This window comes from Zoogloea oleivorans, assembly GCF_008107625.1.
Lineage (GTDB): Bacteria > Pseudomonadota > Gammaproteobacteria > Burkholderiales > Rhodocyclaceae > Zoogloea > Zoogloea oleivorans.
In genome coordinates this window covers 90,099-105,735 of sequence record NZ_SDKK01000007.1, presented here as the reverse complement: position 1 = coordinate 105,735, position 15,637 = coordinate 90,099, and the positions used below count along the sequence as shown (strand labels likewise).

At 65.3% G+C, this 15,637-nt stretch carries 11 protein-coding genes; 8 read left to right on the top strand and 3 right to left on the bottom strand.

The window, feature by feature from the left end:
• The 8 genes from ETQ85_RS08865 (at nt 1) to ETQ85_RS08830 (ending at nt 10,938) form a co-directional block, all read left to right on the top strand.
• Nucleotides 1–906, top strand: coding sequence for a hydroxymethylglutaryl-CoA lyase (locus tag ETQ85_RS08865; protein ID WP_148578685.1), 906 nt, complete (start codon nt 1–3; stop codon nt 904–906).
• A gap of 485 nt (nt 907–1,391) precedes the next feature.
• The gene (locus ETQ85_RS08860) at nt 1,392–1,826 is read left to right on the top strand and encodes a DUF1249 domain-containing protein (protein ID WP_148578684.1); all 435 of its coding nucleotides are present in this window, start codon (nt 1,392–1,394) and stop codon (nt 1,824–1,826) included.
• A gap of 319 nt (nt 1,827–2,145) precedes the next feature.
• Nucleotides 2,146–2,727, top strand: coding sequence for a DUF3429 domain-containing protein (locus ETQ85_RS08855; RefSeq protein WP_148578683.1), 582 nt, complete (start codon nt 2,146–2,148; stop codon nt 2,725–2,727).
• 66 nt (nt 2,728–2,793) lie between these two features.
• The gene (locus ETQ85_RS08850) at nt 2,794–3,477 is read left to right on the top strand and encodes a heavy metal response regulator transcription factor (RefSeq protein WP_148578682.1); all 684 of its coding nucleotides are present in this window, start codon (nt 2,794–2,796) and stop codon (nt 3,475–3,477) included.
• Nucleotides 3,468–4,895 (top strand): heavy metal sensor histidine kinase, encoded by a 1,428-nt coding sequence (locus tag ETQ85_RS08845; RefSeq protein ID WP_148578681.1) that lies wholly within the window; start codon nt 3,468–3,470, stop codon nt 4,893–4,895. Before ETQ85_RS08850 ends, ETQ85_RS08845 begins: the two co-directional genes overlap by 10 nt.
• A 73-nt stretch (nt 4,896–4,968) precedes the next feature.
• Entirely contained in the window at nt 4,969–6,240 is a 1,272-nt protein-coding gene (locus ETQ85_RS08840) for a TolC family protein (RefSeq protein WP_148578680.1), read from the top strand.
• Nucleotides 6,237–7,790 carry an efflux RND transporter periplasmic adaptor subunit gene (locus tag ETQ85_RS08835; RefSeq protein WP_148578679.1) on the top strand — a complete coding sequence of 518 codons (1,554 nt, stop codon included), beginning with the start codon at nt 6,237–6,239 and terminating at the stop codon, nt 7,788–7,790. The genes ETQ85_RS08840 and ETQ85_RS08835 overlap by 4 nt, the downstream gene beginning before the upstream one ends.
• A 13-nt stretch (nt 7,791–7,803) precedes the next feature.
• The gene (locus tag ETQ85_RS08830; protein ID WP_148578678.1) at nt 7,804–10,938 is read left to right on the top strand and encodes an efflux RND transporter permease subunit; all 3,135 of its coding nucleotides are present in this window, start codon (nt 7,804–7,806) and stop codon (nt 10,936–10,938) included.
• Here the strand turns inward: ETQ85_RS08830 and ETQ85_RS08825 are convergent.
• Genes ETQ85_RS08825 through ETQ85_RS08815 form a run of 3 tightly spaced genes read right to left on the bottom strand, consistent with a single transcriptional unit; the run spans nt 10,935 to nt 15,585 of the window.
• Nucleotides 10,935–11,162, bottom strand: coding sequence for a formate dehydrogenase subunit delta (locus tag ETQ85_RS08825; RefSeq protein WP_148578677.1), 228 nt, complete (start codon nt 11,160–11,162; stop codon nt 10,935–10,937). The genes ETQ85_RS08830 and ETQ85_RS08825 overlap by 4 nt on opposite strands.
• Nucleotides 11,163–11,172: 10 nt before the next feature.
• Complete coding sequence (gene fdhF / locus ETQ85_RS08820; protein WP_148578676.1) at nt 11,173–14,025, bottom strand: formate dehydrogenase subunit alpha; 2,853 nt, start codon at nt 14,023–14,025, stop codon at nt 11,173–11,175.
• A gap of 9 nt (nt 14,026–14,034) precedes the next feature.
• Entirely contained in the window at nt 14,035–15,585 is a 1,551-nt protein-coding gene (locus tag ETQ85_RS08815; protein WP_148578675.1) for a formate dehydrogenase beta subunit, read from the bottom strand.
• Between the last annotated feature and the right edge of the window lie 52 nt (nt 15,586–15,637).

Sequence of the window (15,637 nt, the reverse complement as noted above, 5' to 3'; positions counted from 1 at the left end):
ATGAATTTGCCCCAACGCGTCCGCATCGTCGACGTCGGCCCCCGCGACGGCCTGCAGAACGAGAAGAAACTGGTCAGCACCGACACCAAGGTCGAGCTGATCGCCCGCCTCGGCGCCGCCGGCCTCAAGGCCATCGAAGCCACGTCCTTCGTGTCGCCCAGGTGGGTGCCGCAGATGGGCGACAACAGCGAAGTGATGGCCCGCATCGTGCGTCTGCCGGGCGTCGATTACCCGGTACTCACACCCAACCTGAAGGGCTTCGAAGCCGCGCTGGCGGCGGGGGCAAAAGAGGTTGCGGTGTTCGGCGCCGCGTCGGAATCCTTCAGCCAGAAGAACATCAACTGCTCGATTGCCGAATCGCTGGACCGCTTCGTGCCGGTGGTGGAGGCCGCCAAGGCCGCCGGCATCCGGGTGCGCGGCTACGTGTCCTGCGTACTCGGCTGCCCGTATGAAGGCGAGATTGCACCGGAGGCCGTCGCCAGCGTCGCTGCCACCCTCTACGCCATGGGCTGCTACGAAGTCAGCCTCGGCGACACCATCGGCGTCGGCACGCCGGGCAAAACCCGCCGCATGCTCGACGTGGTGGCCCGCCAGGTGCCGATGGACAAGCTCGCCGGCCACTACCACGACACCTACGGCCAGGCCCTGGCCAACATCTACGCATCGCTGCAGGCCGGCGTCGCAACTTTCGATTCGTCCATCGCCGGCCTCGGCGGCTGCCCCTACGCCGCCGGCGCCTCGGGCAACGTGGCGACCGAAGACGTGGTCTTCATGCTCAACGGGCTGGGCATCGACACCGGCATCGACCTCGATGCGCTGGTGGACACCGCCCTGTGGATCAGCGAACAACTCGGCCGTCCCTGCGGATCGAAGGTGTCGCTGGCGCGGCGCGGCTGCAAGGGCTGAGCGGGGAGGCATCCGTCGTCCACGCGCTGCATATCGGCAGACGCCAGCGCGTGCTCACCGGCCCGTTTCGACCTTAAATCGCCGGCTTAAGGTGTGTCGCCCTCGTGATAGCGAGTAATCGGGCTGGCGTAGTCACTATCACGTCGGCGTAGTGACTATCACCGTCAGCGTAGTGACTACGCGCACGGTGATAGTCAATGTCGACCCCGTCATAGTCACTATCGCGCTCGTGATAGTGACTATTCAGGCCAGCGTAGTGACTATTCGGGTCGGCGTAGTGACTAACCGGCCCGGCGTAGTCACTAAATCCCGCCTGCTACTGACTACGCCGGTGTGCGTACTCGCTATCGCGGCCGGATGTGACTAAGCGGACGCGGGCAAGGCTGCAAGGGCGGCCCAGTGGATCTTCATTTCACCATCAATACCTTCCTTGAGCGCTGCTTGGATTGGCTGCTCAACGAGGAACAACTGCATCGGGTGACTGCATGAAACCTGGCGAGAAGGTGTTATCGCTGGAGGCAAATCAAGCATGGGCCAAGCGGATTTACAAGAAGCTGCTGGTCGTCGTCCCTGATCTCTGGGAAATCAGTGAGTATGGGAAGTCACGGGTTGAGGGGTATGGGGATCTCAACTTGGGTGTGTTGGTGGTAGCCGAGGGCTACCGGCGCATTGCCTTGAGTCACTACTGGAAACACGATTCAGGAGACATGATCCCCGATCCTGACATGGAAATCGGCGTTTATCGTGAGTGGGAAATGGCAGAGGCGCTGACGTACCAGGACATGTACCAGTACAACGACGTGTATTCAGGCCCGGATGGTCAGGCTGATCGTCGGTACTACCTGCACTGCAATGCCTTTCTCGAAAAGTGGCTTGAGGCGTTGGCAGAGCAGGGACACTTGTTGCGTAAAGAAAAATGAGGAGTGGGAGGTTCCGGGAGTGGGAGGTTCCCTGTAGGTCGGACTTCAGTCCGACTCACAAAAAAGAAGGCCAGCCCATCGGGCTGGCCGTTTCTCAGCAAGAGAAAAACACCCTCAGCGCTGTGGGAAAGGTACGCTGCAGTGAGTGCTTATGATATTTTGTCCTGGACAAAGTTTCTACATTTTTCTGTGTTGACGCTTTTTGTGTCGAATTCAAGCTTGATGCGGTGTGTGTGAATCTTTTGTTGGATGTTTTTGTCCATGACAGTGAGTGCCGCATTCAGGCGGGTGCTGACTTTTTCATTCCGGGGGACTTGTAATGACTGTTTCCACCCGCTCGACACCTGACGTGTCGATTTCACCGGGCACCGCCCGGGCACTGATCCTCGCGGGGCTGCTTCCTTTCATCGGGCTCGCCATCGGTTCCGTGGTGATGGACGGGGCTCATGCCGCCATGCTGCATCTGCCGCTGGTGGGCTACGGGGCGGTGATCCTGTCTTTTGTGGGGGCTTTGCACTGGGGCGTTGCGCTGACCCATCCAACGGCCAGCCAGCGTGACCGCACCGTGTTGATGAGCTGGAGCGTCGTGCCGGCCCTGCTCGGATGGGTTGCGCTGATGGCGCCGGCCGGTGCCGATCTGCTGCTGCTGGCCAGCGGCTTCTGGGCGCATCTGGCCTTTGACTGGCGCGCGGCCAGGCGCCACGCCTTGCCCGGCTGGTATCTGCCACTGCGGATTGTGGCGACCAGCATTGCCACCTTGTGTCTGCTGGCGCCGCTGCTCCTGGGCGGTGGCCATCATCTCGCCGACCCCCACGCCTGGCCGACGGCGACGGGCGAGGTGCCTGATGCGTGTCCGGTTTTTCCTCGCCACAAGGCTGCTTCAGGCATCACATCTCTGTAAACCTGAGGCAAGGCGGGGCCGCTTGCGCCAAACTAGCGCCGTCGTGTCGCCAGTGTCGTCAGGAAGATGAAAATATTGATTGTCGAGGATGAACCGAAAACCGGGGATTACCTCAAGCAGGGCCTTGTCGAGGCGGGTTTCAACGTGGGTCTGGTGCGGGATGGGGCCGATGGCCTGCATGCCGGGCTGACCGAAAGCTGGGATCTGATCGTCCTCGACGTGATGTTGCCGGGGCTCGATGGCTGGCGCGTGCTGCAGGCCCTGCGCAAGGCCGGCAAGGACATGCCGGTGCTGTTTCTGACGGCCAGGGACAGTGTGGATGACCGGGTCAAGGGGCTCGAACTGGGTGCCGACGACTATCTGGTCAAACCCTTTGCGTTCTCGGAGTTGCTGGCCCGGGTGCGTACGCTGCTGCGGCGTGGGGCCAAGAACAAGGAGGACGATACGCTGCAGGTGGCCGACCTGGAACTCGACCTGCTGCGCCGGCGTGTCACGCGGGCCGGCAAGCGGATCGACCTGACCGCCAAGGAGTTTGCACTCCTCGAACTCCTGCTGCGCCGGCGCGGCGAAGTGCTGCCGCGCTCGTTGATCGCCTCCCAGGTGTGGGACATGAATTTCGACAGCGACACCAATGTGATCGAGGTGGCGGTGCGCCGCCTGCGGGCCAAGATTGACGACAGCTTTGAGCCCAAGCTGATCCGCACCGTGCGCGGCATGGGCTATGTGCTCGAGGAGCAGGGGTGCGAGTAGGCGGCCCCCAGGGGCGCCGCAAATCCCTCACTTTTCGCCTGACCCTGCTGTTTGCGGCGGCGTCGACGGTGGTGCTGCTGGTGTTGGGGCTGATCGTTGCCGAGTCGGTCGAGCAGCATTTTGAAGAGCAGGACATGGCTACCCTCGGCGGCAAGCTGGAATTGATGCGCCATGTCCTGGCCAAGGTGCATTCCACGCAGGATCTGCGCTCGCTGCCGCAAAAGCTGGACGACTCCCTGGTGGGCCATCATGGCCTGGTGCTTGCCGTGCAGGAGGCGAACGGGCAGACGCTGTTTGCCACGGCCGACGCCCCGTTTCCCCAGCCGCTGCTGGAGCGGGTGCGGACGCCGGACGCGGGCCGTCCCTACGTCTGGCGCATCGATGAACACTTGTCTTTCCGCGGCATCGTGGCCGAGGCGCCGATCGGCATCCCCGGCTGGCCACCGGCGGTGATTGCCGTGGCTACCGACATTTCCCATCACAACAGTTTCATGGATTCGTTCATGAAAACGCTGTGGCTGGTGGTCGTCGGCGGAACCGTCGCCACCGGCCTGCTCGGCTGGATCGCCGCCCGGCGCGGTCTGGCGCCGCTGCGGGAGATGCGCCGTCAGGCCGCCGAAGTGAGCGCCCAGCGCCTCGACCGGCGCCTGCCGGTGGAGGCGGTGCCGGTTGAACTGGCGGAACTGGCCGATTCCCTCAACGACATGCTGGCCCGGCTGGAAGAGTCGTTCCGGCGCCTGTCGGATTTTTCGTCCGATCTGGCTCACGAACTGCGTACGCCGGTCAGCAACCTGATGACCCAGACCCAGGTGGCCCTGTCGAGAACCCGCACGTCCGGCGAGTACCGGGAAGTGCTGGAATCGAACGCGGAGGAGTTCGAGCGGCTGTCACGCATGATTTCCGACATGCTCTTTCTGGCCAAGGCTGAAAACGGCCTGATCGTGCCGGGCCACGAGACCTTCGATCTGGCCGATGAGGTGGCGGCCCTGTTCGACTTTTACGGCGCCCTGGCCGAGGACAGCGGCGTGGTGCTGCGGCTGGCAGGTTCGGGGCTGGTCAGCGGAGACCGGTTGATGCTGCGCCGGGCGATGGGCAACCTGCTGTCCAACGCCTTGCGCTATACGCCGAAGGGGGGCGAGATCGTGGTGAGCGTGCGTGTCGTGGAGACAACTGGCCGCCCGGTGACACATCTTTGCGTGGAAAACACCGGCAGGCCCATTGCCCCTGAGCACCTGCCGCGTCTCTTCGACCGCTTTTACCGCGTCGATGCCTCGCGCCGCCATTCCGGCGACGGCGCCGGGCTGGGGCTGGCCATCACGCGTTCGATTCTGCGGGCGCATGGCGGCGACATCGAAGTCCGGACCGGCGAGCACAGCAACGTCTTCGAGATGTGGATACCCTTGATTACAGAAATGTAATCTTCAGGACAGCTTCCCGTCGGGGTGGGCTTGCCAGAATGTGCCATCTTGAATAGCCGAGGAGTCGTCATAAATGCGCTTCAAGCCTTGTGCCCGGGTGCTGGCCCTGGCCCTGCTGGGTTCCTGGGGACTGGCGCTGCAGGCGCAGGAAGCGCCCCTTGGCGGAAACGTCGAAGCGCTGCTCGACTACGCCCGCTCCCGCAACCCGGAATACGCGGCCATGCGCCACGAGGCCGAGGCCGCCACCGAGCGGGTCACGCCGGCCGGTGCCTTGCCGGACCCGAAGTTGCGTACCGAACTGCGCGACATCACCCGCATGGGCGAGCAGAACCCGACGCTGGCGCCGGCCCGCGTCGGCAGCACGCGCTACCTGCTGATGCAGGACGTGCCATGGCTCGGCAAGCGCGACCTGAAGCGGGAAATCGCCGAACTCGACGCGCGTGGCGCCGACGGGCGCGCCAGCGGCACCTGGGCAGAACTCGCCGCGCGCATCAAAACAGCCTACTCGCAGCTGCAGTACGTGCATCGCAACGAGCAACTGACCCGCGAAATCCTCGACCTGATGACACGCCTGGAGAAGATCGCCCAGGTGCGCTACGCGGGTGGCTTGGCCGCCCAGCAGGACGTGATTCGTGCGCAGGTGGAGCAGACCGGCATGAAGAGCGAGCTGGTCGCCCTCGAGAACGAGCGCCGGCAATGGCAGGCGCGGCTGAATGCCCTCCTTGCCAGGCCCAGCGCTTCCCCGCTTGCCGCGCCAGAGCGCCTGAGAACGCTGCCGGCCCCGGCCCAACTTGATCCGGTGGCCCTTGAGGAGCGTGTGCGGGCGAGAAACCCGCAGCTCTTTGCCGAAGAGGCCCGTATCCGCTCGGCCGAGAAGAGCCGCGAGCTGACCTACAAGAACCGTTACCCCGACTTCACGCTGGGCGTTTCGCCAATCCAGTACCAGGGTTCCGTGAAGGAATGGGAGCTGATGGTCGAACTGAACCTGCCCCTGCAGCAGGGTTCGCGCCGGGCCCAGGAGCGCGAGTCGGAAGCCATGCTGTCGGCCGCCCGGGCCCGTCGTGACGCCACCGCCAACCAGGTTTTGGGCGAATTGGCCGAGAACCTGTCCGGCTTCGACGCCGCCCGGCGCACCGAAGCCCTTACGGCGACAAGCCTGCTGCCGCAGTCCGAACTGACTTTCAAGGCCGCGCTGGCCGGTTACGAAACCGGCAAGGTGGATTTTGCGACGCTGCTCGACGCCCAGCGGCAGATTCGCCAGGCCCGCCAAAACCGTATCAAGGCCCAGGCCGACGCGCAGATGCGCCTTGCGGAAATCGAACGAATTCTCGGAGAAGATCTATGAAAGCAGGCGCAGGTATTGCGATCGGCCTGTCGGTCGCCCTCGCCGCTGGCGGAGGCTACTGGCTGGGCCAGCGGCCGGCGGCCGGCCCTGACGCCAGCGTCGTTGCCGCCACCGAAGGGGGCAAGAAGGAACGCAAGCTCCTGTACTACCGCAATCCAATGGGCTTGCCGGATACCTCGCCAACGCCGAAGAAGGACCAGATGGGCATGGATTATGTCCCGGTCTACGAGGGCGAGGCGGACGACGAGCCCGCGGCTGTCAACGCCATCAAGATCAGTTCCGACAAGGTGCAGAAGCTCGGCGTGCGCACCGAGGCGGCGGAAATGCGCACCCTCGACAAGCGCGTGCGCGCCGCTGGCCGTATCGAGATCGACGAACGCCGCAGCTTCACCATCGCGCCGAAGTTTGAAGGCTACGTGGAGCGCCTGCATGTGAACGTCACCGGCCAGCCGGTGGCCAAGGGCCAGCCACTGTTCGAGGTGTACAGCCCGGAACTGGTTTCCGCCCAGCGCGAATACGCCATCGCCGCCCAGGGTGTCGAAGCCCTGAAAAACGCCGGCAGCGAAGCTCTGAGCGGCATGCAGCAGCTCGCCGAATCGAGCCTGGCGCGCCTGCGCAACTGGGACATCTCCGAGGAGCAGATCCGTGCCTTGAGCAAGTCGGGTGCCGCGAAGCGCACGCTGACCTTCCGCTCGCCGGTGTCCGGCATCGTCACCGAGAAGAAGGCCGTGCAGGGCATGCGCTTCATGCCCGGCGAAGCCCTGTACCAGGTGGCCGACCTGTCGTCGGTGTGGGTGCTTGCCGATGTGTTCGAGCAGGACATCGGCCAGGTGAAGAACGGCACGGCGGTGACGGTGCGCATCAACGCCTACCCGGACAGGCACTTCGAAGGCCGTGTCAGTTACGTCTATCCGACCCTCAACGCCGAAACACGGACGGTGCCGGTGCGCGTGGAACTCGCCAATCCGGGCCAGCTGCTCAAGCCCGGCATGTTCGCCCAGGTGGACGTGCCCCTGGGCGCCAGGGCAGCGGTGCTGGCGGTGCCGGTGTCGGCGGTGATCGACAGCGGCACGCGCCAGATCGTTCTGGTGGCGCGCGGTGAAGGACGCTTCGAGCCGCGGGAGGTGAAGCTCGGTGCGCGCAGCGACAGCCATGTGGAAATCACTGCCGGCGTGAAGGCCGGCGAGGATGTGGTCGTGGCGGCCAACTTCCTGATCGATGCGGAAAGCAACCTGAAGGCGGCAATCGGCGGTTTCGGGCAGCCGGCTTCCAGCGCTGCGGCACCCAAAACAGCCGGGCACCGGGCTGAAGGTACGGTCGAGAGCATCGAGGTGGAGAGCGGCGCCGTGATGCTCGAGCACGGCCCGGTGGCGAGCCTCAACTGGCCCGGCATGAGCATGCAGTTCAAGCTCGCCAACACGGCCCTGCAGAAGGATCTGAAGCCCGGTGCCAAGGTGAGCTTCGAGTTCGTCGAGCGCCAGCCCGGCGAATGGGTCATCACCGCCGTCAAGCCCCTTGGCGCCACCCCGACTCCGCACGCCGGCCACTGACAGGAGCTTCACCATGCTGGCCAGGATCATCGACTGGTCGGGCCGGAACCGCTTCCTGGTTCTGCTCGCCACCCTTTTCATCGTTGTTGCCGGCGTCTTTGCGGTGCTGCGCACGCCCATCGACGCGCTGCCCGATCTGTCCGACGTGCAGGTCATCGTCTACACCGAATACCCTGGCCAGGCGCCGCAGGTGGTCGAGGATCAGGTCACCTATCCGCTCACCACGGCCATGCTGTCGGTGCCCAAATCCAAGGTGGTGCGCGGCTTTTCGTTCTTTGGGGCGTCCTTCGTTTACATCATTTTCGAGGATGGCACCGACATCTACTGGGCCCGCTCGCGGGTGCTGGAATACCTCAACTTTGCCTCCGGCCGCATGCCCAAGGGCATCACGCCGCAGATCGGGCCGGATGCGACCGGCGTCGGCTGGGTCTATCAGTACGCGCTGCTGGCCAAGGACAAGACCCTCGCCGAGCTGCGCACGATCCAGGACTGGTATGTGCGCTACCAGCTCGCCAAGGCTCACGGGGTGGCGGAAGTTGCTTCGATAGGCGGCTTCGTCCAGACCTACCAGGTCACCGTCGATCCGGTAAAGCTGCGCGCCTATGGCATTCCCTTGATGAAGGTGGCCCAGGCGATCCGCGACGCCAACCGGGATGTGGGTGGCCGCGTGGTGGAAATGGCCGAGACGGAATACATGGTGCGCGGCAAGGGCTACCTGCGCGGCAGGGACGACATCGAGCTGCTGGTGGTGAAGGCTGACAAGGGTACGCCGGTGCTGATCCGCGACATTGCCCGCGTGGAACTGGCGCCGGACGAGCGCCGCGGGCTGACCGAGCTTAACGGCGAGGGCGAGGTGGTGTCCGGCATTGCCATGGCCCGCTACGGCCAGAACGCGCTGGAAGTCATCCACAACCTGAAGGACAAGATTGCCGAGATCGGCCCCGGCCTGCCCGAAGGCGTGACGGTGCACACGGTGTACGACCGCTCCGAGCTGATCCACAGGGCCATCGAAACCCTCAAAGGCACGCTCATCGAGGAGTCCATCATCGTTGCGCTGGTGTGCGTGGTCTTCCTGCTGCATGTGAGGAGCGCGCTGGTGGCGATCCTGATGCTGCCGGTGGGGGTGCTGATGGCCTTCATCGCCATGCGGCTGCTCGGCATGAACTCCAACCTGATGAGCTTGGGCGGCATCGCCATTGCCATTGGCGCCATGATCGACGCGGCCATCGTGATGATCGAGAACGCCCACAAGCACCTGGAACGCTTGCCGGAGGAGCATTCGGCGGGAGAGCGTCTGGAAGCGATGCTGGCGGCCTGCAAGGAAGTGGGCCCGGCGCTGTTCTTTTCGCTGTTGATCATCACCGTCTCCTTCCTGCCGGTGTTCAGCCTGGAAGGGCAGGAGGGCCGGCTGTTCTCGCCGCTGGCTTACACCAAGACCTTCTCGATGGCCGGGGCGGCGATTCTGTCGGTGACGCTGGTGCCGGTTCTGATGCTGCTGTTCATCCGCGGCAAGATCATGCCGGAGGCGAAGAACCCGGTGAACCGGGCGCTGATCTGGGTGTACCGGCCGATCATCGCGGCGGTGATGCGCTGGAAGAAGACGACCATTGCGATTGCCTTGCTGGCCATGGGCGTGTCGATCTACCCGGCCTCGCGGCTTGGCTCCGAGTTCATGCCGGCGCTCAATGAGGGCACGCTGCTCTACATGCCGTCCTCGCTGCCCGGCATGTCGATCACCAAGGCCGCCGAGCTGATGCAGACCCAGGACAAGATCATCAAGAGCTTTCCGGAAGTGGAATCGGTCTTCGGCAAGGCCGGCCGCGCCAATACGGCCACCGACCCGGCGCCGACCGAGATGTTCGAGACCATCATCAACCTCAAGCCGCCAGCCGAATGGCGGCCGGGCATGACGACCGACAAGCTGATTGCCGAGCTGGACAAGGCGCTGCAGTTCCCCGGTGTGGCCAATGCGTGGACGATGCCGATCAAGGCGCGCACCGACATGCTGTCCACCGGCATCCGCACGCCCATCGGCATCAAGGTCTTCGGCAAGGATCTGGACGAGATGGAAAAACTGGCCAAGGAGATCGAAGCCGTGGTGAAGGCCGTGCCGGGCACCACCAGCGCCTTTGCCGAGCGCATCACCGGCGGCTTCTACCTCAACATCGAACCGGACCGCGAGCAACTGGCCCGCTATGGTCTGGCCGTGGGCGACCTGCAGGACGTGATCGGCAGCGCGCTGGGTGGCGAGATGGTGACCACGATGGTCGAGGGCCGCGAGCGTTTTGGCGTCACGGTGCGCTACCCGCGCGAGTTGCGCTCCGACCCGCAGCAGATCGCCCGCGAGGTGCTGGTGCCGACCATGGGCGGGGCGATGATCCCGCTCGGGCAGGTGGCGAAGGTACTCATCGCCAAGGGCACGCCGGGTATCCGCACCGAAAATGCGTTGCTGTCGGCTTACATTTTTGTGGACATCCGCGAGCGGGACATTGGCGGCTACGTGGCCGATGCGAAGAAGGCGGTGGCCGAACAGGTGAAGTTCCCGCCCGGCTACTACGTGACCTGGAGCGGCCAGTTCGAATACATGGAGCGGGCCATCGAGAAGATGAAGATCGTCATCCCGATAACGCTGCTGACCATCTTCCTGCTGCTCTATCTCAACTTCCGGCGCCTTACCGAGACGCTGATCGTGATGCTGTCGGTGCCCTTTGCGCTGGTGGGCGGGGTGTGGCTGATGTGGCTGCTTGGCTACAACCTGTCGGTGGCGGTGGCGGTGGGCTTTATCGCGCTGGCCGGCGTGGCGGCGGAAACCGGCGTGGTGATGCTGATCTATCTCGATCACGCCTGGGAGGCGGTGAAGGAGAAGTGCCGAGCCGGCGGACGTGCGCCCGGCGTCGGTGATCTCTATGAGGCGGTGATGGAAGGCGCCGTCGAGCGCGTGCGCCCGAAGATGATGACCGTCGTCGCCATCATGGCCGGCCTCTTGCCGATCATGTGGGGGACGGGCACCGGCTCCGAGGTGATGAGCCGCATCGCCGCGCCGATGGTCGGCGGGATGATCTCGTCGACCATTCTCACGCTGGCGGTGATCCCGGCCATCTACGCCCTGGTCAAGCAGTGGCGGCTGGCGCGGGGGCTGGAGGCTTAAACCGTTACGGCGGCGATCCGGTCGAGGGCTAGCGTGACAAGGGGTGTCAGCTGTGCCCGCAGACCCGGATCGGCCGCCGCGGCCAGCAGTGCGCTACGCATGCGCGGCTCCCAGAAGCGGGTCAGGTGGTCGGCGAGTTCGGCCACCGCCTGCTCCTGATCCGGATTGATGCCCAGGGCGTCAGCGATCTGGTTGGCCATGCGGATGATGTAGTCGGTATCCATCTTCTTTATCTCAGTTCGCCGGGCTGACGGCGGGGAGCAGCAAGCCCTGCTGTTGCTGGCGGCGGCGCTCGAAGCGTTGTTGCCATTCGGAGGGCTGGGTGCACAGCGTCACCTGCACGGCAGTGACCTTGTATTCCGGGCAGTTGGTGGCCCAGTCGGAGTTGTCGGTGGTGATCACGTTGGCGCCGGATTCCGGGAAGTGGAAGGTGGTGTACACCACGCCGGGCTGGACGCGCTCGGTGATGGTGGCGCGCAGCACGGTTTCGCCGGCCCGGCTGGCGATGCCGACCCAGTCACCATCCTTGATGCCCCGGTCTTCGGCATCCACGGGGTGGATCTCGAGCCGGTCTTCGGCGTGCCAGGCGGTGTTGTCGGTGCGCCGCGTCTGCGCGCCGACGTTGTACTGGCTGAGGATGCGCCCGGTGGTGAGGATCAGCGGGAAGCGGCGAGTCACCTTTTCGGTGGTCGGCACGTAGGGCGTGAGCATGAAGCGCCCCTTGCCGCGGATGAAGCCACCCACGTGCATGGTCGGCGTGCCATCAGGTGCGGCCTCGTTGCACGGCCACTGGATGCTGCCCCTCGATTCCAGCAGCGCATAATTCACCCCATGGAAGCTCGGCGTCAGGCGGGCGATCTCGTCCATGATCTCGGACGGGTGGCTGTACGTCATCGGGTAGCCCAGCGCGGCGGCGAGGGCCAGCGTGGCTTCCCAGTCGGCCTTGCCGGCCAGCGGTGGCATCACCTTGCGCACGCGCGAGATGCGCCGCTCGGCGTTGGTGAAGGTGCCGTCCTTTTCGAGGAAGCTCGAACCCGGCAAAAACACATGCGCCCACTTGGCGGTTTCGTTGAGGAAGAGGTCCTGCACCACCACGCATTCCATCTGCGCCATGGCTGATTCGACGTGCTGGGTGTTGGGGTCGGACTGGACGATGTCTTCGCCCTGGATGTAGATGCCCTTGAAGCTGCCGTCCAGCGCCGCCTCGAACATGTTGGGGATGCGCAGGCCGGGTTCGGGGTCGATGCTTACGTTCCACGCAGATTCGAAGAGCGCCCGCGTGGTGGCGTCCGACACGTGGCGATAGCCCGGCAGTTCGTGGGGGAAGGAGCCCATGTCGCAGCTGCCCTGCACGTTGTTCTGGCCGCGCAGCGGATTCACGCCCACCCCCGGCCGGCCGACGTTGCCGGTGGCCATGGCCAGGTTGGCGATGCCCATCACCGTGGTGGAGCCCTGGCTGTGTTCGGTGACGCCGAGGCCGTAGTAGATGGCGCTGTTGCCGGCCGTGGCATACAGGCGGGCGGCGGCGCGGATCTCGCTGGCCGGCACGCCGGTGATGGCTTCGGCGGCTTCGGGGGAGTTCTCGGGGCGGGCAACGAACTCGCGCCAGGCCTCGAAGGCCGGGCCTTCGCAGCGTTCTGCCACGTAGGCTTCGGCGACCAGCCCTTCGGTGACGATGGTGTGGGCGAGCGCGTTGACCATCGCCACGTTGGTGCCGGGCATCAGCTTGAGGTGATGGCTGGCAGCCACGTGGGGCGTACGCACCAGATCGATGGAGCGCGGATCGACGACGATCAGCTTTGCGCCTTCGCGGATGCGCCGCTTGAGCAGCGAGCCGAACACCGGGTGGCCGTCGGTGGGGTTGGCGCCGATCACCATCACCACGTCGGACTGCATTACCGAGGCAAAATCCTGCGTGCCGGCGGATTCACCCAGCGTCTGCTTGAGGCCGTAGCCGGTGGGCGAGTGGCAGACCCGCGCGCAGGTATCCACGTTGTTGTTGCCGAAGGCGGTGCGCACCAGCTTCTGGACAAGGTAGGTTTCCTCGTTGGTGCAGCGGCTGGAGGTGATGCCGCCCACCGCGCTGCGCCCGTACTTGGCCTGGATGCGCTTGAACTCGCCGGCGGCGTAGGCCACGGCTTCGTCCCAGCTGACCTTCTGCCAGGGTGCGTCGATGCTCGGGCGGATCATCGGTGTGGTGATGCGGTCGGCGTGGGTGGCGTAACCCCACGCAAAGCGGCCTTTCACACAGGCGTGGCCCTGGTTGGCGCCGCCGTCCTTGGCCGGCACCATGCGCACCACCTGGTTGCCCTTGACCTCGGCCTTGAACGAACAGCCCACACCGCAGTAGGCGCAGGTGGTGGTGACGCTGCGCTCGGCCTGGCCGATCTTGATCACCGATTTCTCGGTCAGTGTGGCGGTTGGGCAGGCATTCACGCAGGCGCCGCAGGAGACACACTCGGACTCCATGAAGGACTGATCCTGCCCCGGCGAGACGCGGGATTCGAAGCCGCGGCCGGAGATCGTCAGCGCGAAGGTGCCCTGGGTTTCCTCGCAGGCCCGCACGCAGCGGTTGCACACGATGCACTTGGCCGGGTCGTAGCTGAAGTAGGGGTTGGACTCGTCCTTCTTGCTTTCGCAAAAGTGGTTCTCGCCCTTGAAGCCGTAACGCACCTCGCGCAGGCCGACCACGCCGGCCATGTCCTGCAGTTCGCAGTTGCCGTTGGTGGGGCAGGTGAGGCAGTCGAGGGGGTGGTCGGAGATGTACAGCTCCATCACGTTGCGGCGCAGTTCGGCGAGCCTGGGCGTCTGGGTGTGCACGACCATGCCGGGCTCCACCAGCGTGGTGCACGAGGCCGGGTAACCCTTGCGGCCTTCGATCTCGACGAGGCATAGGCGGCAGGAGCCAAAGGGCTCCAGGCTGTCGGTGGCGCACAGCTTGGGGATGGCGGTGTCGGCATCCTGGGCGGCGCGCATCACGCTGGTGCCGGCGGGCACGGTGACGTCCATGCCGTCGATGCTGACGGTGACGAGGGCTTCCGACTGGCGGGCCGGGGTGCCGTAATCGGTTTCGCGGGGCAGGGACATGATCGATCCTTATTCGGCAGTGACCGGCTCGACGCCGAAGTCTTCAGGGAAATGCTTGAGCGCGGACTTCACCGGATACGGCGCCATGCCGCCGAGGGCGCACAGGGAGCCGTGCAGCAGGGTGTCGCACAGGGAGTCGAGCAGGTCGAGGTTGGCCTCGCGGGCCTCGCCGGCAATGATGCGGTCGATGACTTCGACGCCGCGGGTCGAGCCAATGCGGCAGGGCGTACATTTGCCGCAGGATTCGGTGGCGCAGAATTCCATCGCGTAGCGGGCCAGCTTCGCCATGTCGGCCGTGTCGTCGAAGGCGACGATGCCCCCGTGGCCGATCATCGCGCCCATCGCGGCGTAGGTTTCGTAGTCGAGCGGCACGTCGAATTGCGACTCGGGCACGAAGGCGCCGAGCGGGCCGCCCACCTGCACCGCGCGAATCGGCCGCCCGCTGGCCGAGCCGCCGCCGTAATCCAGCAGCAGCTCGCGCAGGGTGATGCCGAAGGCCTTTTCCACCAGCCCCGGGTGACGCAGGTTGCCGGCCAGCTGGAAGGGCAGGGTGCCGTGGGAGCGGCCCATGCCGTAATCCCGGTAGAAGGCGGCACCTTTGGCCAGGATCAGCGGCACGGCGGCGAAGCTCATCACGTTGTTGATCACCGTGGGCTTGCCGAAGAGGCCCTGGATGGCCGGCAGCGGCGGTTTGAAGCGCACGATGCCACGCTTGCCTTCAAGGCTTTCGAGCATCGCGGTTTCTTCGCCGCAGATGTAGGCGCCGGCGCCGAGGCGTACTTCCAGTTCGAAGGCGCGGCCCGAGCCGGCCACGTCGGCACCCAGCCAGCGGGCGGCGCGGGCCAGCTCGATGGCGGCCTTCAGCGTCTTGAAGGCGTGGGGGTATTCGGAGCGCAGGTAGATGTAGCCCTGCGTTGCGCCGACCGCCAGGCCGGCAATGGCCATGCCTTCGATCAGGCAGAAGGGGTCGCCTTCCATCAGCATGCGGTCGGAGAAGGTGCCCGAGTCACCTTCGTCGGCGTTGCATACTACGTACTTCTGGCTGCCGGCCGCATTCAGCACGGTGTTCCACTTGATGCCGGTCGGGAAGGCCGCGCCGCCGCGGCCGCGCAGGCCGGAGTCGGTGACTTGCTTGACGATGGCCGCACCGTCGAGCGCGATGGCCGTGGTGAGGCCGGCAAAGCCGCCGTGGGCGAGGTAGTCGTCGAGGGACAGGGGCCGGGTGATGCCGACGCGCTGGAAGGTGAGGCGTTCCTGGCCGGCCAGGAAGGGAATGTGTTCGGTAAGGCCGTGGCCAAGGCGGTGCATGCCGCCGTCGACAAAGCCGGCGTCAAAGAGCGCCGGTACGTCCTCGACCGTCACCGGGCCGTAGGCGAGGCGGCCGGCGTGGGCGTCGACTTCCACCAAGGGTTCAAGCCAGTAGAGGCCACGGGAGCCGTTGCGCACCAGTTCGATGTCGATGCCGCGGGCAACGGCTTCGGCGACGATGGCCTGGGCGACGTCGTTGGCACCGACCGACAGGGCGCCGGAATCGACGGGGACGAAAATCCGGATGCTCATGGGAGGCTCCTGGGGGCGGTGTTTGTTTGGGGGAGTGGGCGACTGAAGTCGC

What these genes read in the sequence shown, in the direction of transcription:
- ETQ85_RS08825 (WP_148578677.1), bottom strand. Translation starts at nt 11,162, where the DNA reads ATGGATACCGACTACATCATCCGCATGGCCAACCAGATCGCTGACGCC.
- ETQ85_RS08830 (WP_148578678.1), top strand. Translation starts at nt 7,804, where the DNA reads ATGCTGGCCAGGATCATCGACTGGTCGGGCCGGAACCGCTTCCTGGTT.
- ETQ85_RS08835 (WP_148578679.1), top strand. Translation starts at nt 6,237, where the DNA reads ATGAAAGCAGGCGCAGGTATTGCGATCGGCCTGTCGGTCGCCCTCGCC.
- ETQ85_RS08855 (WP_148578683.1), top strand. Translation starts at nt 2,146, where the DNA reads ATGACTGTTTCCACCCGCTCGACACCTGACGTGTCGATTTCACCGGGC.
- fdhF (WP_148578676.1), bottom strand. Translation starts at nt 14,025, where the DNA reads ATGTCCCTGCCCCGCGAAACCGATTACGGCACCCCGGCCCGCCAGTCG.
- ETQ85_RS08850 (WP_148578682.1), top strand. Translation starts at nt 2,794, where the DNA reads ATGAAAATATTGATTGTCGAGGATGAACCGAAAACCGGGGATTACCTC.
- ETQ85_RS08815 (WP_148578675.1), bottom strand. Translation starts at nt 15,585, where the DNA reads ATGAGCATCCGGATTTTCGTCCCCGTCGATTCCGGCGCCCTGTCGGTC.
- ETQ85_RS08840 (WP_148578680.1), top strand. Translation starts at nt 4,969, where the DNA reads ATGCGCTTCAAGCCTTGTGCCCGGGTGCTGGCCCTGGCCCTGCTGGGT.
- ETQ85_RS08860 (WP_148578684.1), top strand. Translation starts at nt 1,392, where the DNA reads ATGAAACCTGGCGAGAAGGTGTTATCGCTGGAGGCAAATCAAGCATGG.
- ETQ85_RS08865 (WP_148578685.1), top strand. Translation starts at nt 1, where the DNA reads ATGAATTTGCCCCAACGCGTCCGCATCGTCGACGTCGGCCCCCGCGAC.